Origin of the sequence: Corynebacterium sp. 5QC2CO (assembly GCF_024580435.1) — a bacterium.
GTDB lineage: Bacteria > Actinomycetota > Actinomycetes > Mycobacteriales > Mycobacteriaceae > Corynebacterium > Corynebacterium jeikeium_D.
On the sequence record NZ_JANIKI010000004.1, the window covers coordinates 172,000 to 197,730 of the forward strand.

At 60.1% G+C, this 25,731-nt stretch carries 19 protein-coding genes and 1 other RNA gene; 6 read left to right on the forward strand and 14 right to left on the reverse strand.

Translation table 11 applies throughout. The features are described 5' to 3' along the window. Positions 1 to 135: 135 nt before the first annotated feature. Both NQ014_RS05530 and NQ014_RS05535 read left to right on the forward strand, forming a co-directional pair. The gene (locus NQ014_RS05530) at positions 136 to 1,194 is read left to right on the forward strand and encodes a DMT family transporter (protein ID WP_257074133.1); all 1,059 of its coding nucleotides are present in this window, start codon (positions 136 to 138) and stop codon (positions 1,192 to 1,194) included. A 157-nt stretch (positions 1,195 to 1,351) separates the two neighbouring features. Further along, positions 1,352 to 2,413 carry a class C sortase gene (locus tag NQ014_RS05535; protein ID WP_257074134.1) on the forward strand — a complete coding sequence of 354 codons (1,062 nt, stop codon included), beginning with the start codon at positions 1,352 to 1,354 and terminating at the stop codon, positions 2,411 to 2,413. Positions 2,414 to 2,419: 6 nt separating this feature from the next. Here NQ014_RS05535 and NQ014_RS05540 read toward each other — a convergent pair whose 3' ends face one another. Both NQ014_RS05540 and NQ014_RS05545 read right to left on the reverse strand, forming a co-directional pair. Further along, positions 2,420 to 4,717 carry a YhgE/Pip domain-containing protein gene (locus NQ014_RS05540; protein WP_257074135.1) on the reverse strand — a complete coding sequence of 766 codons (2,298 nt, stop codon included), beginning with the start codon at positions 4,715 to 4,717 and terminating at the stop codon, positions 2,420 to 2,422. Further along, the gene (locus tag NQ014_RS05545) at positions 4,717 to 7,350 is read right to left on the reverse strand and encodes a YhgE/Pip domain-containing protein (RefSeq protein WP_257074137.1); all 2,634 of its coding nucleotides are present in this window, start codon (positions 7,348 to 7,350) and stop codon (positions 4,717 to 4,719) included. Before NQ014_RS05545 ends, NQ014_RS05540 begins: the two co-directional genes overlap by 1 nt. 268 nt (positions 7,351 to 7,618) lie before the next feature. On the opposite strand from NQ014_RS05545, the gene leuA reads away from it, so the two are divergent. Next, positions 7,619 to 9,436: a 2-isopropylmalate synthase gene (leuA, locus tag NQ014_RS05550; RefSeq protein WP_049171178.1), complete on the forward strand. Its 1,818-nt coding sequence runs from the start codon at positions 7,619 to 7,621 to the stop codon at positions 9,434 to 9,436. A gap of 134 nt (positions 9,437 to 9,570) precedes the next feature. Here the strand turns inward: leuA and NQ014_RS05555 are convergent, their stop codons facing one another. Continuing rightward, complete coding sequence (locus tag NQ014_RS05555; protein ID WP_257074139.1) at positions 9,571 to 10,611, reverse strand: hypothetical protein; 1,041 nt, start codon at positions 10,609 to 10,611, stop codon at positions 9,571 to 9,573. 400 nt (positions 10,612 to 11,011) lie between these two features. Here NQ014_RS05555 and NQ014_RS05560 point away from each other — a divergent pair, with 400 nt between their 5' ends. Then, the gene (locus NQ014_RS05560; RefSeq protein WP_257074140.1) at positions 11,012 to 12,319 is read left to right on the forward strand and encodes an exonuclease domain-containing protein; all 1,308 of its coding nucleotides are present in this window, start codon (positions 11,012 to 11,014) and stop codon (positions 12,317 to 12,319) included. A 59-nt stretch (positions 12,320 to 12,378) separates the two neighbouring features. On the opposite strand, the gene NQ014_RS05565 is transcribed toward NQ014_RS05560, so the two are convergent. From NQ014_RS05565 to NQ014_RS05580, 4 genes are read right to left on the reverse strand one after another with little or no spacing between them, the layout of a single operon-like run. Beyond that, a complete protein-coding gene (locus NQ014_RS05565; RefSeq protein ID WP_257074141.1) occupies positions 12,379 to 12,801 on the reverse strand; it encodes a DUF393 domain-containing protein in 423 nt (140 codons plus the stop codon). Further along, entirely contained in the window at positions 12,798 to 13,394 is a 597-nt protein-coding gene (locus tag NQ014_RS05570; RefSeq protein WP_257074143.1) for a hypothetical protein, read from the reverse strand. The genes NQ014_RS05565 and NQ014_RS05570 overlap by 4 nt, the downstream gene beginning before the upstream one ends. Positions 13,395 to 13,397: 3 nt before the next feature. Further along, complete coding sequence (locus NQ014_RS05575; RefSeq protein WP_257074144.1) at positions 13,398 to 14,297, reverse strand: ImmA/IrrE family metallo-endopeptidase; 900 nt, start codon at positions 14,295 to 14,297, stop codon at positions 13,398 to 13,400. Positions 14,298 to 14,308: 11 nt separating this feature from the next. Next, entirely contained in the window at positions 14,309 to 14,656 is a 348-nt protein-coding gene (locus tag NQ014_RS05580) for a helix-turn-helix domain-containing protein (protein ID WP_257074145.1), read from the reverse strand. A 306-nt stretch (positions 14,657 to 14,962) separates the two neighbouring features. Between NQ014_RS05580 and NQ014_RS05585 the strand changes: the two genes are divergently transcribed. Further along, the gene (locus NQ014_RS05585) at positions 14,963 to 16,372 is read left to right on the forward strand and encodes a MurT ligase domain-containing protein (RefSeq protein WP_224783813.1); all 1,410 of its coding nucleotides are present in this window, start codon (positions 14,963 to 14,965) and stop codon (positions 16,370 to 16,372) included. Continuing rightward, positions 16,373 to 17,185 (forward strand): type 1 glutamine amidotransferase, encoded by an 813-nt coding sequence (locus tag NQ014_RS05590; RefSeq protein WP_257074146.1) that lies wholly within the window; start codon positions 16,373 to 16,375, stop codon positions 17,183 to 17,185. A gap of 34 nt (positions 17,186 to 17,219) precedes the next feature. Here the strand turns inward: NQ014_RS05590 and recR are convergent, their stop codons facing one another. From recR to ffs, 7 genes are all read right to left on the reverse strand, one after another. Continuing rightward, positions 17,220 to 17,846 (reverse strand): recombination mediator RecR, encoded by a 627-nt coding sequence (gene recR, locus NQ014_RS05595; RefSeq protein WP_005511888.1) that lies wholly within the window; start codon positions 17,844 to 17,846, stop codon positions 17,220 to 17,222. 37 nt (positions 17,847 to 17,883) lie between these two features. After that, positions 17,884 to 18,207 (reverse strand): YbaB/EbfC family nucleoid-associated protein, encoded by a 324-nt coding sequence (locus tag NQ014_RS05600; RefSeq protein ID WP_005511884.1) that lies wholly within the window; start codon positions 18,205 to 18,207, stop codon positions 17,884 to 17,886. A gap of 114 nt (positions 18,208 to 18,321) precedes the next feature. Continuing rightward, a complete protein-coding gene (locus NQ014_RS05605) occupies positions 18,322 to 21,351 on the reverse strand; it encodes a DNA polymerase III subunit gamma and tau (protein ID WP_257074147.1) in 3,030 nt (1,009 codons plus the stop codon). Between the two features lie 30 nt (positions 21,352 to 21,381). Continuing rightward, complete coding sequence (locus tag NQ014_RS05610) at positions 21,382 to 22,107, reverse strand: suppressor of fused domain protein (protein WP_257074148.1); 726 nt, start codon at positions 22,105 to 22,107, stop codon at positions 21,382 to 21,384. A gap of 34 nt (positions 22,108 to 22,141) precedes the next feature. Beyond that, positions 22,142 to 23,413, reverse strand: a complete 1,272-nt coding sequence (locus NQ014_RS05615; RefSeq protein ID WP_257074163.1) for an aminotransferase class I/II-fold pyridoxal phosphate-dependent enzyme — start codon at positions 23,411 to 23,413, stop codon at positions 22,142 to 22,144. Between the two features lie 124 nt (positions 23,414 to 23,537). Continuing rightward, on the reverse strand, positions 23,538 to 25,007 hold the full coding sequence (locus tag NQ014_RS05620) for a SulP family inorganic anion transporter (RefSeq protein WP_257074164.1): 1,470 nt from the start codon (positions 25,005 to 25,007) through the stop codon (positions 23,538 to 23,540). A gap of 326 nt (positions 25,008 to 25,333) precedes the next feature. After that, positions 25,334 to 25,428, reverse strand: an RNA gene (gene ffs, locus NQ014_RS05625) — signal recognition particle sRNA small type. Positions 25,429 to 25,731 lie beyond the last annotated feature (303 nt).

Sequence of the window (25,731 nt, forward strand, 5' to 3'; positions counted from 1 at the left end):
GGCTCCCAGGCCCCGGGCTCAGTCAGCATCTCGGCCGAACCAGCTGATTCCCGAGACGCTGCGGGCACCAAACACTGCCCCGCCCAACCCCTGCGAAGTGGACATGACAAGTGTTGCATGCCTAGCATTCCCTACGTGAACAATGACCTTCTCGCTGCGATACTGGCACTGCTGTCCGCACTCAGCATCGCGTGGGGAACCGTCATCCGCCACAACCTCTCCGGAACACTGGAAGAGGGCACCAGCACACTTCGCGGAGTGGCAAAGACCCTGAAGCTGCCGCGCTGGTGGCTGGGCTCGACCTTGGCGATTGCCGGGTATGTATTTCAAGTCGCGGCGCTCGCGTTTGGCACGTTGCTCCTGGTGCAGCCGTTGCTGGTCATGAAGCTGATGCTCACGCTCCCGCTGGCAGCGAAGGTCAATGGTCGGCGTATTTCGCGGTCAGAGATGATCTGGTCCGTGGCGCTTACTTTTGCGGTGGCGACGCTGGTGTTGCTCGGCAAGCCGACTGCCGGCTCCACCGATATCCCCACCTACCTGTGGGGTTGGGCTCTCGCCGTCGGTGGCGTGGTCACCTGCGGGCTTTACGCCGCTGCAGTTCAGTGGCCCAACACCGGCACCGGCACCGGCGGCGGCTCAGACACCAAACAGCGCGGAGTGCTGCGCCAGAACCCGAAGGCTCTGCTGCTCGGCACGGCAACCGGCTGGCTGTACGGCTTCGTCGCGTTGCTGTCTAAGTCGGTGGTCGATACTTATGTCAATGACGGACTCGTCCAACTCCTGCTCTCCTGGGAACTCTGGCTGCTGGTGGCACTGGCGGTTATTGGCGTCGGCCTGCAGCAGGCGGCTTTTAACGCGGGACCGTTGCAGGCTTCGCTACCAGCTATGACCGTCGTGGAGCCGATCGTTGCCTTCAGCTTGGGATACATCGTTCTTGGTGAGCGCTTCCAGGCGGTTGGTGTGCAGTGGGTGGCGCTGTTTATCGCACTGGTGACCATGATTTCTGCCACTATTGCCCTGGCGGCTCGGCCAGCAGATGCCACCTCCACAAGCGCCGCAAACACGGCAAACACCGACACCGCAAACACCGACACCGCAAACACCGACGCCCCAAGCACCGCAAACGCCGCAAACACCGACACCACAAGCGCCGCAAACACGCCCACAAACTCCACCGATGCCGCCGCTCGGTAAGTAGAGTTCAACTCTCCCGGGTTGCATGACCTAAATTGGTATGTGCACTTATTAAGTCGTTAGCGATTTGTCGGCCTGGCTATCCCCTGACCGGGAACTATCCCCGGTGAGAAAGACCCGTGGCCGCTATGCACAAGGTCACCAAAGGTAGGACTCGATGGGGCGTCATTCCCATTCCAAGCGGGCAACTTCCAAGCGGGCATCCAAACCGACATCTAAGCGGAAGTCCGAACGAGCAAACAGCACCAGCGCCGCAACCAACACCAACGCCAGCGCCGCAACCAACACCGAAGCAAAGCCCCAAAAGGGCAAGAAGCTCAACTCGAACACCATCATCGCCCTGCTGCTGATCATTGGTGGTTTGGGAGTGCTGCTGTACCCGGTTGTCGCAACGCAGTGGAACAACTTCCTGCAGGCCCGCGCCGCAGATGAGTACTCCAAGCTGGAGAAATCCGTTCCTCCTGAGGTCTTGGACACCGCCTGGAACGAGGCCCACGAGTACAACGCCAGCCTCGGCGAGGTCAATCCGGGCGATGCCTGGACCACCTCCGATGACGAGTCTTCCCCGGAGTACCAGCGCTATCGCCACTATCTCGACGTGCTTGGCGAGACGGACGCGCTCGGTCGCATCGTCATCCCGTCCATCAACTCTGACTTACCCATTTTCCATGGCACTTCGGAAAAGTCGCTTTCGCGCGGTGTCGGTCACCTCTACGGCACCGACTTCCCGGTCGGCGGCGTGGGCGAGGGCGAAGGTCGTCACGCGTCGCTGTCCGCGCATACGGGTCTGCAAAATGCGACGCTGTGGGACAACCTCGACAAGGTCAAGAAGGGCGACGCGTTCTACATCGCAGTCGCGGGTCACAAGTTGAAGTATGAGGTCCACGAAGTAGCCGTCGTAAAGCCGGATGAAACCGATGCTTTACGACGCGTCCCCGGAGAAGACCTGATCACCCTGATTACGTGCACGCCTTACGGCATTAACACGCACCGACTGCTGGTGACGGGGCATCAGGTGCCGATGGATCCTGACGAGGAGTCCGTGTTCGACGGCAGCGGTTCGCAGTGGCAGTGGTGGATGTGGGCCATCCTGGCAGCAGCGGCGGTGATTATTGCGCTGCTGATTTGGTGGCTGCGGAAGCTCTCGCGCGACGGCAAGGGCGAACCGGAAGCCGAGCGCGAGGGCGACGAGACAGAGGATGACGAGACAGAGGATTAGGCCCCCTTACGAGGTGCCCATCACCTTCGTCTCCTCGATTGCGTTCTTGATCTCGTTGATTCCCTTTTCAAAGATGCGCTGAAGGCCCAGCGCCAGAATCAGCGACGGGATGATGAACAGCGCCAACATAAACATCAGCTTCCAGTAGTCGGCCTCGTAGATCCCGGCGATGGAGCTGCGGAGCATATCGATCGCGTAGGTACCCGGCACCCAAGGGCTAATGTTCTGGACCCACTGTGGCACCAGCGGCAGCGGATACGCGCCACCTGCGGCCGAGACCTGCATCACCAGCAACAGCACGCAGATGGCCTTGCCTGCGTTGTCGAAGGTGAAGACGAACGAGAAGACGATCATCATAAACACCAGCGAAATCACCCAGCCGGCCAGCAGCATCAGGAATCGGTGTGCGGGATCGATGCCCACGTAAACCTGGAGTCCCAACACCATCAGTGTGGACTGAACCAGGCCCACGCTGGCGAAGGTGGCGAACCGGCCGAAGTATTTCTCGACGCGGGTGTAGTCATCGGCCTGCGCAGCGTTGATTTGTGCGTCACTGGTCGGCTCGTCGATTTCATCGCTGGCTGCATCGCCCTGCGCATCATCGACTGCATCGCTGACCACATTCTCGGCCTCATCATCGCCGACCTTCTGACCGCCGCGGCTACGGACCGTGGTGCGGATCAGCACCGACGACAGCAGCGCACCGATCCACAGCGCGAGGGTCGCATAGAACGGTGCCATACCCGCACCGAAGCTCTGGACTGGGAAGACGGGGTCCTCCTCGACCTGCACCGGCGCGGCCAACTGCGCTGCCAGGGCACTTGGGTCATCACCGACCGCCTCAGCAATTCGCGAGAGGTCACCGGTGTCCTTCGCCTCTTCCAGCGCGTTGTGAATCTCGTCGAAGCGAGCGGCCAGATCATCAAAACGGTTGCTCAGGCCCATTGTGGCAGCGCTGGTCTTACGAAGCGTATCCACCGGCGAGCCGGAAATCGTACCGCGGATGCCGCGAATGTCCTCGCCAATGACCTCGATGTCGTTGCTCAGACGCGACACCGGCTCCGACAGTGCGTCGATCTGCGGGCGCAGGTTCTGCTCGTAGGAGTTCTTGGCATTTTCCACAGCGGCAATCGCAGCCGTGAATGCGTCCTTCGCCTGACTTATCGACGATCCCGTATCCCGGCCACCGCGCAAATCCGCCGCCACGGCGGAGAAACTCTCCTGCAGCCCACGGGTGCGAGCAATCGAGGTGTTCAGATCGGAAATCGCGCGGTCATAGCCCGGCTTGGCGACACCCGGAACCACTGCCCCAACGGTGTCCTCCAGGCGGTCGCGCATCGCAGTCAGGCCATCGGCCTGCTGGCCGAACTTGGCCGCCATCGCGTCAAAGGTATCCGCGGTCGCGCCGCTGGTGGCCTGAGTGCCGTCGACAAGCTCGTTGACGCGGTCGCGCACGCCTTCGTAGCTCGACTGCGTTGCGTCGAGCGCCGTGCTGACAGAGTCGCGAACATTGCCGACCGCTGCTTCCAGATCGCCGGCGACGTTGCCGGCACCCGAACCATTGCGCAGAATGTCCATCCGCGCACCAGCGTTTTCCAAAATGGAATCCGCGGTCTCCACAAGCGGCACGGTGGTCTCCACCAGCGTGGACAGCGAACGAGCAGTCTGCGCGCCAGAGCGCAGTCGCGCGGCGGTGTCATCAACGCGGTTTTGCACGCGCGTCAGTGCCTGCTTGGAGTCGGAGGTGTCCAGGTACTCATCCAGCGAGGTGATCGCACCCAAACCAACGCTGGCGACGACCTGCGTGAAGTTCTTATCAATCTCCTGAATAACGCCACTCGCGCCCTTGCCCGTAATGATCGACGACAGCGCGTTCTTCTTCTCATTCGTATAGAGCGTCAGCTTAGGCGCCTTGGTACCCCGGACGTAGAAGGTCATCAGTTCGGTACTGAAGTTCTCCGGAAGCACAATTGCCGCGTAGTAGTCACCGGACTTAGTGCCGTCAATGGCATCCTCAGAATCCGTAATCTGCCAGTCGATGTCGTGGTTACGGCTCAGCTTCGACAGCACCTCATTGCCCAAGTTGAGGTCAATCGCACCGATATCCGTGCGATGACCACGGTCATTACTGGCGACCGCAATCTTCAGCTTTTCGGTGTTCTCAAACGGCTCCCAGCTGGCCAGCACGTTAAAGCAGGTGAACAGCAGCGGAATCAGCACCAGACCGAAAACCATGATGCCGGTCATCGTGTTCTGGCGGATCACCCGAAAGTCATTCCGCACAATTTCAAGAACGTTTCTCATTAGGCTTCACCTTCTGGGGAAGTCTTCACGCTTGCCGACGACACCTTCGCCTGTGGCTCAAACGAATCACCAGCATTTTCCAGCGAGTACGCATGCGGATGGGAAGTTTGGTGCTCCATGTAGGCGCGCAGCTCCTCCTCCGACATCTCGCTGAGCTCCTGGGCGTGAATCACAGACTGCTTGACGTACTCGCGCACCGCGATGTAGGCGAGGCAGAGCAGCACAAACAGGCAAGCCAGACCGAAGAACAGGGCCTTCTGATCCGGGTAGTTGCGGGCCAAAATACCCAGCACCACCAGGGCGGCCACGGCGATGCCAATGGCCATGCGCATGAACAGCGTGTAGCTGCCACGCAGATTCTCCATCCGCTCGTCGACTCGCGACTGGTACTCCTCGCGGTTACGCAGCGCAAAGACGAGGTCACTGAGCTTGTATCCGCTACCGACCAGGTGGACTTCTTCGTTGTTGACCAGGCCGCCCTCTTCAAGCTGGTGGTTAACCAAGATGTTGACCGAGGACAGGCTGCGGCGCAGCCAGTAACCAACCACGTAGGCGACCACTGCCATGGCCATCAAGGTGAGCATATTCTTCAAGTAGTAATTCGAGTAGAAACCACCAATGGTCTCGCGGAGAGCATCAATGCCGTAGGTCAACGGCAAGAACGGATTCAGCGCCTGGAAGAAGTCCGGGGTCATCTCAATTGGATAGAGACCGGCGGCACCAGGAATCTGAATAAACGCGAGCACTACGGCAATACCACGTCCCACGTGTCCAAACGCCGCCACCAAACTGTAAATAATGGCGAGATAACACCACTCCACCACGACACAGGTGAGGACGAACGCAACCGCGCTGACATGCTGCACACCAATGACGATGTCACCGATAGAGACAATCAGCGCCTGGAAAGTAGCGATGATGCCCAGCAGCAATGTGCGGCCCATGTACGCCTGGCCCACCGTGATTTCCTTGAGACCTTCCGCGTCGACTTCCACGCGGAAAATCACAATCAGAATGAACGCACCAATCCACAGCGACAAGTTGGTAAACAGCGCCGCCATACCCGAGCCGTAGTGATCCACCGGGAACACGGCCTCAGTCTTAATCTCAGCCGGATCGCTCAGGAACTGCGAAATACCCTCGGGATCGAGGTCATTGACCATTTCCATGGCTTCCCGCTCTTCGGTGGTGCCCAAGGTAAGGACATCGAGACGCGCGGTTTCCAGGCCATCGCGCACCCCGTCGAGGTCAGCCTTGAAGCTATCGAGGACCTGATTCGCGGCGGAAAGCTGCCCACTCGTAGCGTCGAGAAGCGCGGACGTTTCCTTGACGGTGTCCTTTTGCGCGCCCAGCGCCGCCGCGTACGAACCCACGCGCGCGTTGAGCTGATTAAGCGCATTGCTTAACTGCGGGAGCGCGTCCTGGGACGCCTGACGAATCTGATCCGAGGCGGCCTTGCCGTCCTTAGTGGCCTGCGCCAATGCCTCGCTGGTGGCGTTGAGGGAGTCGAGGGTTCCCTGCGCCGAGCCGGAGACGTTCTTCAGGCCCTCCACCAGCTCTTTATTGGTGGCGTTGCTCTCGTCGAGCGCATCGATGGTGCGCTGGATTGCCTGCTTATCCGGGCCGTTGAGCGGATTGGCCTCCAGCAGGGAATTCAGCCCACCAATGACCTGGTCCGCCTGGTTGACGATGTCCTCCGCCGCAGCCGTCGCGGAATCCGAACGGGAAATTGCGCCCTGCAGATTGCCAGTCATCGCGCCAATCGCGGCGTTGGCATTGCCGGTGCCCTCCACCAGAGCGGTGCTGCCCTGCAAGTAGGCGTCGTTGAGATCCGCGGAGAAATTCAGGACCTCATTGTTGAGCTCACCAGTAATCGCCTGCACCTGCGTCAACGCATCCTGGGCGTCATCGAGGGCCGTGTCCACGCTGCCGAGAGTCTTCTTGATCTGCGCAATCGTCGGCTGCAGATCGCCAATCTGCTCCTGGATAGCACCGACTTCATCGCGGCTATTGGCAACCGCATCAGCGACATCCTGGAAAGCGTCAGCGGAATTGAGACGAGCCGCATCGAACCGGCCCTGCAGCAGGCCGCCAGCTTCCTTAACCTCCTCGGTGACCGCCTTCGCAATCTCCTTATTAAAGGAAGCGGAAATCTGACCATCAATACCGGACGCACCCTGCGCCGTGATGTGCGGCGAGATCGCGTTGATCTTCTGGTTAGCGCGGTAAGTCAGTTTTGCTGGATGCCCCTGCCCTTGAATCAGGTCAACCATTTCCTGCGAGAAATTCGGCGGAATGGTGATTTCGGCATAGACCTTGCCGCGCTTTAGGTCTCGGTCTGCCTTCTCAGCATCGGGGAACTGCCAGCCCAGTTCATGATTTTGTTTTAGTTGTTTGACCACTTGGTTACCGATATTGAGGCTTCCGGTAACCGAGGAACTCGCGCCCTTGTCCTCATTCACAATTGCCACGCCAATGTTCTCGGTGTGCTCGTACGGATCCCAGAAGCCTGGGATGTTGAACCAGGAGTACAAGGCAGGGGTAATCATCACGCCGATGACGATTACCCACACTCTTGGGCTATTGCGGAGACGGCGCAAGTCTCGCTTAAGAATAGACCAGCTAGTTTGCACCTTAAGGACGCTATCATCTTTACCCCACTAAATACATTGGTGCTAGTTTTAGAACTATTGGTGGGCGGGGTACAGAAACCCGAGCATACTTCCCCCACTAAAACCCCCGAATGATGAAATTCATATAACCATCGGGGTAAGGTACATCACATGCAACGCGGACTACTGCTTCTATGCCGCGGCGGGGCTTGGGTTTAAGGCCGGCTCCCCGTCGCGGGGTAAGTTGTGCCGGCCTACAAGAAAAGTCCGAATTAGAAAGGCCCACAACATGTCTCCTTCCGACGCTTTTATTTCCGCTCCTTCTGTAATCTCCACTCCTGCTGGCGAGATTCCGGAAGGACAGCCTGCTTGGAATAAGCAGCGCAACTCCCAGATGGCAACCAACCGCTACCTGCCTTACGACCAGGAAGTTCAGGACTTCCAGCTGAAGGACCGCACCTGGCCGGACAAGCGCATTACTAAGGCACCGGTTTGGTGTGCCGTCGACCTGCGCGATGGCAACCAGGCTCTGATCGATCCGATGAGCCCGGAGCGCAAGCGCCGCATGTTCGAGCTGCTGGTCCAGATGGGATACAAGGAAATTGAGGTCGGATTCCCGTCCGCTTCCCAGACTGACTACAACTTCGTGCGCGAGATCATTGAGAAGAACATGATCCCGGACGATGTCACCATCCAGGTTCTGGTTCAGGCTCGCGAGCACCTGATCCGCCGCACCTTCGAGGCATGTGCCGGCGCAAAGAACGTCATCGTTCACTTCTACAACTCCACCTCGATTCTGCAGCGCGATGTTGTGTTCCGTAAGGACAAGGACGCAATCAAGAAGATTGCCACCGACGCCGCGGAGCTGATTAAGACCATCGCGAAGGACTACCCGGACACCAACTGGCGTTGGGAGTACTCGCCGGAGTCCTACACCGGCACCGAGGTTGAGTACGCCAAGGAAGTTGTCGACGCCGTGGTTGATGTCATCGACCCGACGCCGGAGAACCCAATCATCATCAACCTGCCGTCGACCGTGGAGATGATCACTCCGAACGTCTACGCAGACTCCATCGAGTGGATGCACCGCAACCTCAACCGCCGCGACTCCATCATTCTGTCGCTGCACCCGCACAACGACCGCGGCACCGGCATCGCCACCGCTGAGCTGGGCTACATGGCCGGCGCTGACCGCATCGAGGGCTGCCTCTTCGGCAACGGCGAGCGCACCGGTAACGTCTGCCTGGTCACCCTGGGCCTGAACATGCTGACCCAGGGCGTCGACCCGCAGATCGACTTCTCCGACATCGACCTGATTCGCCGCACCGTCGAGTACTGCAACCAGCTGCGCGTGCCGGAGCGCCACCCGTACGGCGGCGACCTGGTCTTCACCGCTTTCTCCGGTTCCCACCAGGACGCCGTGAACAAGGGCCTCGACGCAATGGCAGACAAGGTCCGCCCGGGCGCTGCCGTCAAGGAGCTTTCCGACGAGGACCTGCGCGCGGTGACCTGGGAAGTTCCTTACCTGCCCATCGACCCGAAGGACGTCGGTCGTTCTTACGAGGCCGTTATTCGCGTGAACTCCCAGTCCGGCAAGGGCGGCGTGGCCTACATCATGAAGACGGACCACGGCATGAACCTGCCTCGCTCCATGCAGGTCGAGTTCTCCTCCGTCGTGCAGGCAGTCACCGACGCCGAGGGCGGCGAGGTCAACTCCAAGGCGATTTGGGACATCTTCGCAGGTGAGTACCTGGACCGCGAGGCTCCTCTCGAGCAGATTGCCCTGACTGTCGATGCCCCTCAGAACGAGTCGGACGCCACCAAGATCAAGGCTCATATCGTCTACGAGGGCAAGGAGCAGACCGTCGAGGGTGTCGGCAACGGCCCGCTGGCCGCTTACGCCAACGCCCTGGAGAAGCTCGGCATCAACGTCGAGGTTCAGGAGTACGTCCAGCATGCTCGCACCGCAGGTGACGATGCCGAGGCTGCGGCCTACGTCCTCGCAGATGTCAACGGCACCAAGGTCTGGGGCTCCGGCATCGCTGGTTCCATCACCTACGCGTCGCTGAAGGCAGTCACCAGCGCGGTCAACCGCGCACTGGCTTAAACTCCGCATAGTTACTGACTAGGTTTATGACACTTTCGTGGCAAAATTTGTGCTCAAAGTGTCATATACCTAGTCAGTTTCTTTTTGGGGCAAACTATCCAGCGGCCCCTCGGCCCCGCTCCCCAATTACCCAACTATCCAATCAACGGGCCGGCATTGCGCACATCCGCACGGAAAGTTACCCCACCTGCGGCTACCACGCGTTCGCGCTCGATGAGGATTGAACGGAGCGTCGATAAGCGAACTGCGTGCAATTCCACCTCTTTCCACACCACCCGCGCGACATCCAACCCCGTTGCGCGCAGCGAACGCTCGCGGTAAGTCTCCCGCGTGAGCAGCTCGGACTGAGCCGCCGGCGTCGGCGCGACCTCGCTCGCCGAATACTTGATGTGGCCATCGAACTCCACGACAAGCAGCAGGTCAGGGATATAAAAATCCACGCGGGCGAGAAAATGCGGCGGATCGTGGCTGGTGCCGCGAGTCCAAATTTCGGCTTGCTCGTGGAATTTCAGGCCGAGTTCGAGAAGAGCGGCTTTAGTCAGCGCCTCACCGGGCGTTTCGCAGCGACCATGACAGACCGCAAGCACACGGTGAAACAGCTCTTGGCCCCGCACGCTGGGATAATGCGCCGGGAGCTCCTCCAGCTGATTGCGCGTGACGCCATGCCGCAGCGCACCCTCGACAGCCAACACCGCCGCCCGCCACGACACAGACTCCGGCCCCTTCTGCCTGAACCGGATGCGGCACTCATCGAAGGCCGCACGCGCGAGCACCGCGACCCGCCGGTCCGCGAGCCCCTGCGTGTGATCCAGATGGATCTCCGAGCGCAAGCGCATGCAATAGTCGATGCCGTGGAACTCCTGACTCCCACCCACGACCACAATCTTCGCATCGCGCACCAGCACCCACGAACCGTGCAAGGCCAGCGCTGCAACTCCCGAAATAACGCCTGACGACGTCTCGGAGACCACCGCCAAAGCAGTAATAGCTAGGCGTTTCTCGTGGTGGAGCCGCTCCCAGGCGTGCGCGACTACATAGTGACCTCGGCAAAGCCGCTCCAGATAACCGGCCCGCGCTTGCTTTGCGACCTCGCGGTATCCATTCCCCGGCTGGTCATCCGGCCTAATGATTCCAAACTGGTCCGCCACCAGTTGCTTGCGTTTCTTGTTGCTCACTTCTCCCCCGCCCCGTGGTTGCTGTCCTGTGGCTATTGCCCCGTGGTAGTTATTTCGTCCCTAGTTTTGTGGCGCTGTTTTGTGGCTCTATTTCGTGGCCTTGGTTTGTGGCGCTGTTTTGTGGCCCCTATTTAATAAGGCGCAGAAATCGTCCTTACGGTTCCATTCCTTTTCGGCTGAGCACCCAGTCGGGGGAAAACTATTGGGGCTTGCGTGGTTTTTGTAGTTTGCGTGGTTTATGGGACCCGTGTGTCCGGCCCCGGTCCTTCTGAGCTTGAAGCCGAGATAGTGCCCAAGTTACTGACTAGGTTTATGACACTTTCGTGGCAAAATTTGTGCTCAAAGTGTCATAAACCTAGTCAGTTTCTCCGCGGGTGAGCGCACCCGCTAGTCTTGAGGCATGACTGAATCGGCGCGCGAGGAGCGCAAAGCGACTGGGACCTCTTCTCAGACGAAGAGGCGGCGGCGGAATCGTCGCCGTTCTCAACGCGCGTCGGCAGCGGGCGCAAAAACACCACCAACAGCACCGGCTTCCACCACAACGGACGCAGCCACGACCAAGGCAACCGCGACCGGCGCGAGTACCGCTGGCACACCCACGCCGGCCGCAGCCACGCCGGCCACAGCGGAGACCGCCGCAACAAAGGCCGCTGACGAGCACAAACAGTTCTCGTCGGCGGAGGAAGCTCCTTACGCAATCGTATCCATCCAGGCCACGGGTATCCATCCCAAGACGTCTCGGCTGGTCAGCCTGGGAGTGTCCACCGCCGACAGCAGCGGCAACATCGTGGACACCTGGCATGTGGTCATCAATCCCACCGAAGATCCCGGCCCGACACACCTCCATGGCCTCGAGCCCGCGGACTTCGAGGGGGCTCCGAAGTTCGGGGTGATCCAGGCCAAGCTCGCGCACGCGCTCGATGGGCGCACGCTGGTTGCTCATAATGCGCCGCTGGTCTGGGGTTTTATAGTTGCCGAGGCCAAGAGGGCCCGTCGTCAAGCGAATCGTGAGCGGTCCGCGCGGAATAAGCGGGGGCGTCGTCGTACGCGCACTCGCGTCGCGCGGATTCCAGCCCCCGCACGGATTGCCGATACGTTGGAAACAGCGCGCCGCCAGGGCAAACGGCTTGACGACGCACGCCTGCGCGCCGTCGCGCGCGCCTACGGCCTCGATGTGCCTTCGCCCGAGGCATCGATTGCTGGCATTTCGGTGCCGGAGCGGGTGCGGACGTTGGATGACGTCACCACCACGCTTGCGCTGTTCCGCGCACAGGGTGGGCTCGATGAGGGCGCAACCCTGAACATGTACACGCCCGACCAGCTGCGCGAGGATATTGTCGGCCTGCAGCGCTCGGCAGTGCGTGTCGACGCGATGGAGGCGCCACGCCCCGTGGAGAACCCCGGCCGCTATACGCCGGGGCGGAAGCTCGCGGAGGGCATGGAGTTCGTCGTGGCACCAGAGGTGTCGCTGGACCCAGATGAGCTGATTGCGGCGGGCGTGCGGGCTGGGCTGGTCTACTCGGAGAAGGTCACGCGGGAGTCGTCGGTGCTGGTGTGTAACCGGCCTGCGGATGTGACGCCGGATCAACTGACGGGCAAGGCCATGCATGCGCACCGGAAGGATATTCCGATTGTTTCCGATGAGGCGTTCTTGCGGCTGGTCGGAGAGATGTCGCCGGATGCAGCAAAGGATGAGGCTAACGACTGACTCGGTGGCTGCTCATTGGGTAATTGCAGTGGCACTGGGGCAACGGGCCTGCCGGATGGTCACCTTGTGGAGTCTAGTTTGCAGGCGTTAAGCCCCAGGACCGTACTGAATTTGTGGCGGTTGGCGGCGACAGCCTTATAGACAAAGCTCCACAGTTTTGTCAGTGGCGGGAAAAGCAGGAATGTGCCCGCACATCGGAATAGTGCCTTGGTGCCGCCCTCACGCAAGGCGATACCTATCGCCTCGTGGCCGTACCGAAATTCTCGGCCGCTCTTAGCACCAGGTTCAACGACTGCTGCTTCGGCTGGGATTATGGCGACCGCCTCAGCTGAGATGCGTTGACGAACTTCCGCTGGCAAAGACTGGTCTTCAGGGCTGGCACCAATCATGCGAGCACGACTGAGTTTGGCTAGAAGGGTCACACTTGCCTCGCAGAACCCACAATCGCGGTCGTAGTAGAAAGTGATGTCAGGGTTCATCATTTTTCAGCGGCCTTTTTATACAGACTCTTGCCATTAAGTTTGGTGTGCTCAAAATTGACTAGGACATCAAATTTCTGGAGGTCTTCCCAAATTTCTTTGGCTTGCCCGCGCGACCCAATAGAGCCCGACTTCACGCATTGCAGTAGCACGTGCTCGGTATTGAAAACGTATCCAGCTTTTTGCTTCCGCGCCAGCTCACAGGCATCACCATCATCCATGATGAGCGCAGTGGCTACGCCCTTACCCTGATCTTTCGCATAAAGACAATGGGCGATAGCGATGTACTCCCCCAGGTGTTTAGCTTTGCCCCCTTGAAAGGTATAGCCAGGACCGGAATAGAGGCGAACATAGGGATAAAGTTTCTTGTGGTCATCGTCGAGAACTTCGACATTCGGGTGCCCCAAAAACCAATCCCAGTGTCTCTTTCCGCAGTTGAAGCGCCGTTTATCCAATTTGCGTTCGACTTCATTTTTGACTGCTCCTGGAATGCTGATGGTTTTATTGCCTGCGAAGTCGAGCAAATACTGGTGATTCTCCGAACATACGAAATTAAGAAGTACGCTTGTATCAGCTACTAAGAGGTGACCGGCCATCGTTTATTGGGTGCTTTCTGAACTATCGGGGTCATCGCCGAAGAAAGCGTCTAGCTCTGCAAAGGGATCTGCTTCCGTATCAGCCGCTTCTTGATTCTGGGCATTCGCATCATGCATCAATGGCTGTAACTGTGACTGCGAGGCACTTATCTGTTCTTTCACCTCGTCGACACTGCTCATTTCAGCAAAAGCGATGCTCGGAAGGTCGACTATCCCCTGTTCGTAAGCGCGATAGACGTCTTTCACCAACCGCGCCGATGGTTGCGCCAGTGCGGAGACCTTTACCGCACGGTCGTAGTCAGCTTTCCAGCCATACCGGGCAGCCAGAGTGGGGGCTGATACTCCTTTGAGTTCGTCTGACTGTTTTTCGCTAATGAGGTCAGCGTGCCTCATCTGAATAAGTGCCACCCCCGGCGAAATTTGATACTTGCGAACGACATGGGACAACGCAGCAAGAACGTCTCCACTACCAATGAGCTCACCAAGTTTTTGATCTGTTTTCAGCCCATCAGTTGGGCAGAGCACATTACGAGCAAAAGTATCAGCACGAACTTCCTGATGATCACGCTTGCCACAGACGTATATTCCAGGCTCAGGGTGCTCATTATCTGCAACAATTTTGGAGGACTCGAAATCATCGGAAACAAAATGCCCAATTTCATGTGCAACGGTAAACCGCTGACGGTAAGGAACTGATGACTTCGCAATTCCAATAACCGTCGCCCCCGTCACGGGGTCACGCAAAGCAAGTGCATCAACATTGGCTGGCAAATCCAGAATCATAAAATCGGCATCAACCAACTGCATAAAGTCAGCGATGTCAGCGATTGGATTATTTCCTAGTGCATGCTTCTTACGGAACTCTTTAGCAAGGTCGAGCCCCTCCTTACTCGCACTACACATGGAGGCTCTCCTTAATTTTGAGTTAGCAGCGCTCGCAGCTGCAGGTAAGGCAAAAGCATCTTCTGCGCTTCCTCAACATCCTTAACACTCGCGTCATCCTGTGAAGTACGGGCCACCGCCTGCACACGCTGGCTGAGCGGGTTTTCCTCCACAAGTTCATCCAACGGCACACCAAGAGCCCACGCAAGCGCCATAACCTGCTCAAGCGAGTAAGCCGCCTTGCCATTTTCCAGGCGACTGACTGCAGATTGTGACACCACACCATCGGTGGCGTCAGCCAGATCACGCGTGGTCATGCCACGACTTGTGCGCAGCTGATGCAAGCGCGCACCGAAGAAGTTGCTTTCTGTGCTAGCCATTCTTCTTCCCCCTTGTCTCCTAGTGGAGAGTATAGGTCAACGACTGAATCAAAACAAGGCATTTTTGATTCAGGGCTTGCATGTGTTTCCTCAAATACGCTTTCTCATCTCGACAATCTCTTTCCTTCCTGCCTTTCTTCCGCCGCATGACCGCCTACCTCCCGAAAACCAACCTGCTCGCAACATCCTCAACAATCGGGTCTCCAGAATGTCCTAAGAAGACTTCAAACCCGCCCGCAAATCCCATCAGGCCTCGCAGGCCTGCTTCTTAGGCCTAGCCCTTTCGTGCGCGTAATATTTACACACATGACAAATGGCACCTCTCCGCAATCGCATTCCGCTGATAGCGCGGATGCCAGCCCGCACGGTACTGCTTCGAGTGGCTCCCGCGACTCGAATAGTTCTCGTGGCCTGCGCGGCACCGGCGCCCGCCTGCGCGCCGGCCTCGCCACATCCGCCGCTCACGCCGCCACCTGGGCTTCCCGGAAGTCCGGTCGCGGCGCGGGTGGCATGATTGGTGGCCTGATTGCGCAGAAAATTGACCCGCGCATTCTGGCTTCCCTCGGCAAGGGACGCCCGGCCGCGATCATCACTGGCACCAACGGCAAATCCACCACCACCCGCATGTTCGCGGCCGCCATGCGCGCCGCTGGCCACAACGTGGCCACCAACGAGGGCGGCGACAACATGGACGCGGGTATTATCTCCGCGCTGCTCGCCACTCCCGATGCGGACAGCCTGGTCCTGGAGGTCGATGAGCTGCACGTCCCGCACATCGCAGAGGATCTGAAACCGCAGGTCCTGGTGCTGCTGAACCTTTCCCGCGACCAGCTCGACCGCGTCGGCGAGATCAACAAGATTGAGGCCACACTCCGCGCTGCGGTGGATGCGAACCCGCAGGCGACAGTCATCGCCAACTGCGACGACCCACTCATCGCGTCAGCCGCGTGGGACGCCAAGAAGGTTATTTGGGTCTCCGCGGGCGGTGGCTGGACCAACGATGCCACCTCTTCCCCACGCACCGGCGGCCCCATCATCCAGGACGGCCACAACTGGTACGCCGTGAAGCCACTCCCGGACGGCTCGGAGTTCAAGCGCCCAGAACCGGATTACCGCATCACTGCGGAGGGCGTCATCACGCCTGCCGGCGACACCCTGCCGATGAACCTCACGCTGCCGGGCAACGCCAACCGCGGCAACGCCACCTTGGCGATTGCGGGCGCGGTCGATATGGGCGCGGACCTGGAGAAATCCCTCCGGGCCACCGAGACCGTCGACAACGTTGCGGGCCGCTACTCCACCATGGTTGTGCGGGATGACAAGGGCGCCGAGAAGCACGTGCGCATGCTGCTGGCCAAGAACCCCGCGGGCTGGCAGGAGGCACTGTCCATGGTCGACCGCACCGCAGATGCAGTGGTCATCGCAGTCAACGGTCACGTCGCCGACGGCGAGGACCTGTCCTGGCTGTGGGATGTCCGCTTCGAGGACTTCGACGGCATGGATGTGCTGTCCGCGGGCGAACGCGGAACTGACCTCGCGGTGCGGTTGCTGTATGCGGGCATCGATGCGAGATTGGTCGCAAATCCGCTGCAGGCGATCCGGTCGTGTGAGGCGCGGGGGTCGTCGTCAAGCGTCACCCGAGTTGAGGTGCTGGCGAACTACACCGCCTTCCGCGATCTGAAGCGCGACATCGAACGAGCACAGGAGGAAAAGTAAATGAGCGAGCTGTCTATCGGCCTGATCCTCCCGGACGTGCTGGGCACCTACGGCGATGACGGAAATGCGCTGGTGCTGCAGCAACGCGCGCAGATGCGTGGGATTGACGCCGAGATTGTCCCAATCAAGCTGGGCGATGCCGTCCCCACCGACCTGGATATCTACACCGTCGGCGGCGGCGAGGACGTCGCACAGACCATCGCGGTGGAGCATCTAATCAATGACGGCGGCATTAAGAAGGCAGCCGATGCCGGGAAGCAGATCCTCGCGATCTGCGCGGGCTTCCAAATCTTCGGCAATTCCTTCCGCGCGGGTGGACGCGACGTCGCAGGTCTTGGCCTTGTCGATTGCACCACCGATTCGCTGGAGTCGCGCGCGATCGGCGAAATCTGCACGCTCGTCGATCCCACGAACGGTTTGCTTGACGACGTCGACGCCAGCCCACTGACTGGCTTCGAAAACCACATGGGTCGCACGACCCTGGGTGCCGATGCGAAGCCCCTTGGTCGGGTTGTCCGTGGCGTGGGCAATACCGGCCCGGAAGTGGAGCAGGCGGACTCCGGGATTGCTCCGGGAGTGGACGTTTCTACACTCACACCGACCGGTGGCGCCGAGGGCGCGGTGCAGGGCTCGATTATCTGCACCTACCTGCACGGACCGGTGCTGGCCCGCAACCCACAGCTGGCTGACCTGTTGCTGGCTCGTGCGACCGACCAGGACCTGTCGAGCCTGGCTCCGCTAGACCTCGAGGTAGTGGACAAGCTGCGCGAAGAGCGCATCCTGTCCAAGCCGCGTCCGAAGAGCGAACGCTAGTTTTTGTGGTTTCGCGCGCGGACGGTTGGCGGGCCTAGACCTTCAGCCGGCCCGTCAGCGCGCGGGACAGGGTGAGTTCATCGACGAACTCCAAGTCCCCGCCCAGTGGCATGCCGGAGGCCAACCGCGTGACCTCAAGATCCGGGAAGTCCCGCAGCAGCCGGGCCAAATAGGTAGCGGTCGCTTCGCCCTCGGTGTTGGGGTCAGTCGCGATGATGACCTCGTGGATTTCTGGGGGTTGGGTCTCGTCGACGTCGTCAAGCACGCCTGCGATACGTTGCAGCAGCGTGCGGATATTGAGCTCGTTCGGACCGATGCCGCCGAGCGGATCGAGCGCCCCGCCGAGCACGTGGTAGCGACCGTTGTACTCCCCTGTGCGCTCGATGGCCTGGATATCGCGCGCCTCTTCGACAACGCACACCAAACCTCGGTCGCGGCGTGTGTCCGAGCAGTACTGGCACACGTCGGTTTCCGAAATGTTGCCGCAGACCCGGCAGAATTGCACACCCTCGCGCACCCGACCAAGCGCGGATTGGAGCCGGCCGATGTCCTCCGGCTCCGCCTTCATCAGGTAGAAAGCGATACGCTGAGCTGACTTCGGGCCGATGCCCGGCAGGCGCGAGAACTCATCAATGAGATCTTGGAGTGGTCCCTCGAACAATGATAATTACCTACAAATACTGGTCTGAAAAGCTAATTTAGAAACCGAGGCCGCCGAGACCGTCGAAGCCCTGGGACAGCGGGCCCATCTTCTGCTCTGCCAGCGACTGCACCTTAGCGGTAGCGTCCTGGAAAGCAGCGAGAACCAGGTCCTGCAGCCCGTCGACATCCTCCGGGTCTACGACCTTCGGATCAATGGCGATGTCCGTGACCTCGCCCGAGCCCTGCATAGTCACCTTGACCAGACCGCCGCCGGCCTCACCGACGATGGTGGAAGCGACGATCTCCTGCTGAGCTGCCTGCAGCTGCGCCTGCATCTGCTGTGCCTGCTGCAGAATTGCGTTCATATCTGGCTGAGTCATAACTAATGTTCCTAACTATTGTGCTCTTTACGTGCTGATTTGTAGTTACGCGCACGCTTCTAAGGCTCATCGCCCATGCTTTACGACGCGCATCGCCGCCCCATTCTAACGGCTCTAGCGGTCTTCTAGCGGTTTGGCTCCCAGCTCCTTTTCCAGCATCTCCATGACCACGTCCTTTAGCGAGCGGTGATCGAGAGACCCGACCTCGTTCGCGGCCTCGAAGTACTCGGAGGTGTCCTCTTCGTAGTTGTTGTCCTGCGGGGTTTGGGGAACCGGGTTGTAGTTGGTGTTGGCGTTGGAGTTGTAGTTGGACGGGTTGCGCGAACCGTAGCTCTCTGTGCCCTCTGCGCCCTCTGGTGGAGCGAACTCCTCCATGGGCTCTGGTGGCAGCGGGACGCCGCCGAAGCCCGAATCCTGATTGGCTTGGGCCTGGGCATTCGCTTGGGCATTGGCCTGTGCGTTTGCTTGTGCCGCGCGCAGGAATGACTGCGGCTGGTTTGGCTGTTGCGGTTGTTGCTGGGCCGGGTTCGGGTTCGGTTGAGCTGGCTGGCTTGGCTGATGTGCCTGATGTGGCTGAGCCGGTTGGTCGTGACCTGCCTGCTGTCCCATTGCAGCACGCTTGGCGGCTTCGATTTTGGCACGGCGCTCAACAACGGATGCGTATGCCGACGACCGCTGCGGGCGCGGTGCGGGCTCTGACTGCGGCTGCGGTTCCTGCTGTACCTGCTGCTCAGGTGTCTCTGGTTGCGCTGGCGCTGCTGGTGTTGGTGCAGGGGCGGTGTCATTCGGCGAGGACGAACCTCTTGACGACGAATCATCCTCCCCGGAACTACCACCAGTAGCTGTTGAACGCGGTGCGCGCGGGCGCGTACCGACGACACAGTGCACCTGGCCGTTGAAGCCCGTTACCTGCTTCACGGCAGTGGATAGTGCCTGAGCGTAATCAGGCGTATTGAGCCTGGTAGCGAGCGCTCCTGTGCTGTGTCCAATGATGAGCGTGTCGTTTTCGACATCGAGCGGTACCGCCTGCTCGGCCAGCACGCGAATGGGGAACGCATGTTGTCCGTCGACAGCTGCGAGAATGTCCTGCCAGTGCTCGCGGATTTGCTCGATACCGGCGGGTGCAGGTTCGGGCTCCGGCTGTGGTGTTGGTTCCGATTGCGGTTGCGGTGCTGGCTCTGGTGCTTGCTGGACCTGCGGTGCCGGCTGGGATTCTGGTTCCGGCTTGTGAACAGGCTGCTCAGGCTGTGGGGCCTGAGTTGGCTGTGTCGACTCGGCTGATTGAGCTGGCTGGACTGGTTGCTCAGGCTGTGGGGTCTGAGTTGGCCGTTCAGAGTGAGCTGGCGAGGCAGAGACAACTGGCTCTTCCTCGACAATCGACATCGAGCCGCCTTCACCCTCACGCTCGCGGGTTTGCTGTTCACGCTCCTGCGCAAGCTGCGCCCGAGTCTGTTGCTCGCTGATGCGCGCATGCTCCGCCATCTTCCGACGGAACTCACGAATCCTCTCCGCCTGAGCTTCTTCCCCGGACATCGGCTGCTCAGACGGTTCAGGCTGCTGCGGTTGTTCGGCCTGCTGCGGCTGCTCAACGGATTCGGCCGGCGTAGCCGGCGTAGGCTGTTCAGGCTGTGCAGGCTGCTCAGCGGTCGCAGTAGATGCTTCTGGTGCAGGCTGCGGCTCAGTTACCGACTCCTGCGACACCGGTGCCGCTGGTGCAGACTGCTGCTGAACAGGTTCCGGCTGAGCCTGAGGCTGCGACGGTGCCTGCGCTGACGCTGCCTGCCCAGCACGACTGCCCTGGGCCTGCGCCCCTTTCTTTCGCTGGGCATTCCGCTGGCGCCACGCTTCACGAGCCGACTGGCCAGACTGCATCGGCGAAGCATCGGCCTCAGCCGCACCCGACCCCGACCCCGCATCGGAAGACACCGGTGCCGCTGCGGGGGTTGCGGCTCCCGAACCGTCGGCAAGCGCGGGCCTGCCGTGTTCCAACGCCTCTACGCGCTGCAGCAGCGACTCCACGGAATCTTCGGTGGCGGGCAGGAGCATGCGCGCGCACAGGACCTCGAGCAGCAGGCGCGGCGAAGTCACGCCGCGGAAGTGACGCAGGCCGTCAGAGAGCACCTGCGTGAAGCGCGTCAGGGTAGCCGGGGGAATTGTCCCGGCCTGCTCCAGGACACCGTCGATTTGGCTCTCCGGAATCTCCACCAAGCCCTGCTCCAGCGCGTTCGGCACTGCGGACAGCACCAGCAAATCACGCACCCGGCCAAGCAGGTCCGAGGCAAACCGAGCCGGATCCTGACCCGACATAATCACACGCCCGACCACGCTAAACATGGCCGCGCGATCGCCTGCCGCCAGCGCCTCAATCGCATCCGTGATGATCGCGCTGTCAGTGACACCGAGAATGGCCGCAGAAGTTTCATAATCCACACCATCGGTGCCGGAACCAGCAATGAGCTGATCCATAACCGACAGCGAGTCACGCGGCGAACCACCACCGGCCTGGATGACCAGCGGATACACGTCCGGCTCTACCCGCACGCCCTCGGCCGTGACCACACGCTCAAGCAGCCCGCGCATGTCCGGCGGGGTCAAAAGCCGGAACGGATAGTGGTGTGTACGCGAGCGAATCGTCGGCAGCACACGCTCCGGCTCCGTGGTCGCAAAAATGAAGATGAGGTGCTCCGGCGGCTCCTCCACAATCTTCAACAGCGCATTGAAACCCGAGGCGGTAATCATATGCGCCTCGTCAATAATGAAGATGCGGTAGCGCGACTCCGCCGGCTGGAAGATAGCCTTTTCCCGCAGCTCACGCATATCTTCCACACCGTTGTGGGAAGCCGCGTCCAGCTCAATAACGTCCAAATTGCCCGGACCACCCGGCGCCAACGCACGACACGACGCACACTGGCCACACGGCGTCGCCGTCGGCCCCTCCGCACAGTTCAAACTGCGCGCCATAATGCGCGCCGACGAAGTCTTGCCACAGCCACGCGGCCCGGAGAACAAATACGCATGGTTAATGCGGTTGGGACGCCCCTGCGCATCACGAGATTCCAACGCCGCCGACAGCGGGTCAGTTACGTGCCGCTGCCCCACCACTTCGGCGAACGATGCCGGACGATACTTCCTATACAGAGCCACGTGCTCAGCCTACCTTCCACCCCGGACCGGCTAGTTCGAACCCTCCTGGGAAACAACCGAATCACGGCACCAATCCCGCAGGTCAGCGTCCACTTCGGCCAACTTCTGCATCAACGCCTGCGGACCCTGCTGCTCATAAAACACCAGCTCCGCATCCGTAATTGGCACCAGCTGCGTCATCGTGGTCATGCGCCCCTGCGGCGACTCCACATCGCCCTCATGCAGGCTGATCTTGCCCGGCATCTCGGACACATTCGGCACCCCGTCGCTCCACACATACGGCACCGTGCACAGCACGTGCGCCACGGTAAAGGCCGCGCTTGACGACGACTCCCCTACCTCGGCCACCTGATCGGCCGCCAGCCGCACCGCATTCGGGATGACACGGCCCGGAATTGGCGACAGGAACTCCGGTTCTTCCTCCACCAGCGCTCCCGCGGCCGCGACCATGGTGGCCACGGGAAAATCAGCGTATGCGACGGAGAAGAGCTCCACGCGGATATCCGTCTTTGCTGCGCCGGTCAGACCACAGTAGTTGCGGCCCAACTCCACGGTGGCGGCTGCCGTTTCCGGACGACGCTCGTTCGCTTGGCCGTCCGGCCCGTCGTAAAGCGAGAACTCAGCGACCCGCAGCGGAGCCGAATCGTGTTCCTGCCCGTGCCGACCACTGGCCGGCAGCTCCGTCACATACTCGCCGACCTGGGGTTCTCCGGGGAAAAGCCCGGAGATCCAAAACTTCGTCTCTTCGAAGTTCATATAGTCCTATCCCGACCTACCTGGCTTACTTGGCCTACGCAGTCGCCTTCTCAGCGGCGGCGAGCAGCACACAGGTAGCGACGCCATCCATAGCAACCTCGAGCTCCTCCATCGGAGGCAGCGACGGTGCCAGGCGAATGTTGCGGTCATTCGGATCCTGCTTCAGCGGGAAGGAAGAACCAGAACCGGTCAGCGCAATGCCGGCCTCCTTAGCCAGCTCCACCACGCGACGAGCAGTGCCATCAACCACGTCGAGGTTGATGAAGTAACCGCCGGCCGGCTTCGACCACTCTGCCACGCCGTACTCCGTCAGGCGCTCATCTAGAATCTGCAGAACCTTCTCAAACTTCGGAGCCAGCGAACCTGCATGACGGCGCATCTGCTCGCGCACGCCCTCCGCGTCACCGAAGAACTTGGCGTGAGCCAGCTGGTTGACCTTGTTCGGGCCAATGCCGCGGATACCAGCGTGCTTGAGGTAATCCTCCAAGTTGGCGTCCGAAGAAGCGTAGAAAGCAACACCCGCACCAGCGAAGGTGATCTTCGAAGTCGAGCCGAAAGCCCACACGCGGTTCGGGTTACCGGCCTCTTCCGCCCACTTAATGACGTTGTGAATCTCCGGGAACTCATCCGTCAGCGTGTGAACCATGTAGGCGTTATCCCACATCAGACGGAAATCCGGAGCGGCAGTCTCCATTTCAACCAGACGGCGGCAGACCTCAGCGCTGTAGATCACGCCCGTCGGGTTGGAGAACGTCGGGACATTCCACATGCCCTTAATCTGCGGATCGGAGGCCACCAGCTTCTCCACGACATCCATATCCGGGCCGTCTTCGTTCAACGGCACCTGGATCATCTCAATGCCGAAGTGCTGCGTAATGGAAAAGTGCCGGTCATACCCCGGGACCGGGCACAGCCACTTCAGCACCGGCTCCTCGTTCCACGGGCGCTCCGAGTCCACGTTGCCGAACTGCATGGCCCACGAAATCAGGTCAAACTGGATGTTCAGGCTAGAAGCATCCTGTGCCAGGACGTTTTCCACCGGCAGATCCAACAACTCCGCCCAGATAGCGCGGATATCAGTAAGGCCCTTGGCGTTGCCGTAATTGCGGACATCCTCCCCAGAAGCCGAAATGTAATCCGGCGCCGGGAGACCCAGCAGGGCGTTTGCGAAATCAAGCTGCTCCGACGACGGCTTACCACGAGTCAAATTCAGTGCGAGGTTACGGGACTTCAGTTCCTCATATGCCTTCGCAAACTCATCCTTGTGTGCCGCCAACTGCTGAACATCAAAGGAATCCACGGCCATGGTGTACGCACCCTCCCAGGTATCGGACATAAGTTAAAACCTGACAAAACTGGCACGGAAAACCTTTCCCCGCGCCGCATCCGGCTTTGCAACCAAGTGTAAGGCATACCCCGGATTGGGATTTCTACAACTTCCCCGACAGCGCATCCAGACGCTGCTTACTCGGCCCCTCCAAGCCGATAATCTCCACCTCTTTGCCCCGCTCAGCAAACTTGACCCGCACCGAATCCAATGCCGCCACCGTGGAAGCATCCCAAATTTCGGCCTCCGACATATCGATGACAATCCGCTGCGCAGAATCGGTGTAGTCGAACTGGTACACCAGGTCGTTACTGGAGGCGAAGAACAACTGACCCCGCACCTTGTACGTCCGGGAGTGGACGCTGGGGTCGTCGTCAAGCACTTCAATCCTGACCAAGTGAGCGACACGGCGCGCGAACATCAGCGACGCCACAACCACGCCCGAAATCACGCCGATGGCGAGGTTATTCGTCGCCAGCGTAGCGATGACCGTCACCAGCATCACCGCCGTCTCCGAACGCGGCATCAGACGCAACGTCCGCGGGGAAATCGAGCGCCAATCGACCGTGCCCACCGACACCACGACCATCACCGCAACCAGCGCCGCCATCGGAATCACACCAACTGCAGAACTGAGCAGAAGGACCAGAATGAGCAGGAAGACACCGGAAAAGAGCGTCGTCAAGCGAGTGCGTCCCGACGATTCCTTCACACCCACCATCGTCTGACCAATCATCGCGCAGCCAGCGATACCGCCGAAGAAACCACCCGCGATGTTCGCCACACCGAGCCCCCACGTCTCGCGGGTCTTGTCCGAATGCGTGTCGGTGATGTCGTCCACGAGCTTCGCCGTCATCAACGATTCCATAATGCCGACAATCGCCACGCCCACCGAATACGGCGCAATCAGCCGCAGAGTCTCCCAGTTCAGGGGCACATTTGGGATCAGCAGCTGCGGGAGGGATTCCGGGAGCTCGCCCATATCGCTCACGTTCGGCACACGCCAATCCGCCACCACCGCAACAAGCGTGACGACGAGCACAGTCACCAGCGGAGCCGGAATCGCGGTGAACACGCGGGGCAGGAACACCATGATTGCAATACCCAGAGCGACCAGCGGATACACCAACCACGGGACATCGATGAGATGCTCCAGCTGTGCGGTGAAAATGAGGATGCCCAGCGCGTTGACAAAGCCGATCATGACCGCGCGGGGAATGAAACGCTGCAGCTTCGCGATACCCAGCGCAGCAAAAACAATCTGCAACACACCCGCGAGCAGCACCGTTGGAATCAGGTAATCCATCCCGTACGTCCGCGACAACGGCGCGACGACGAGCGCAACCGAACCAGCGGCAGCAGTAATCATGGCCGGGCGACCACCCGTGAAGGCAATCACGATGGCCATAATCACCGAGCTAAACAACCCCACCGCAGGGTCCACGCCCGCCAGGATGGAAAACGAGATGACCTCGGGGATTAGCGCGAACGACACCGCAGCACCGGCCAGCAGCTCGGTGCGCAGGCGCTTCGGTGAAGAAACTGCGAACCGGAAGGAGTCCCACACGCCCATTGGCGCTGGGGTTTCTCGGGTTTCTGGTGGTTCTGGAGTTTTTGGTGTTTTTAGTGGTGGTGCTTGTGTTTTTGGTGCGGTTGGGGTGTCGTCGGCATCGCTCATGCACAGTATTCTTCCAGACCAGCGAACGCGACCACTTGTGGCCAAGGTATTCACCTATCGATGCGCTGCAGCGTGGCCATAAGTGAATAGCTCATCGATAGGTGAAATGGCCTGGCCAATATCGCGGGGATAAGTGCCGAAAAAACATCGACAGGTCACAGGAAACCGCCGACAAATGCCCGAAACCTAGCCATAAGTGCCAGAAGAACGCCGGGGATAAAAAAAGGGGACCCCACGCACCCGTCAGAGCTCGCTGACCCTTGCTGCATTCCTGCCCTGGGGGAGTTCACGAGATGGACGCCACATGGGATCCGTGAAGAAAGCCTACTACAGGCCCACACAAAAAGTCACGCTGCTAGCGCTCGCCGCACAGTTCAGCGAAGAACTGCCACACTAATCAGCGCACTGCCACCACGGATTCGTCACCAGTTTCGTGACCAGTTTCGTGACAGTTCCCCGCTTCCTCACAGCCCCTGACATACACTGCGAATCCGGGTTAAACGACAGAAAGTGTGTCTGGATTCGGTGATTTGTAGTGGTTGACCTCTAGGTTTCAGAGAAATATATGCTCCGGGAGCATATATTTGGCTCCGGGACGGTAAATCCGCGGTGTGGCAGC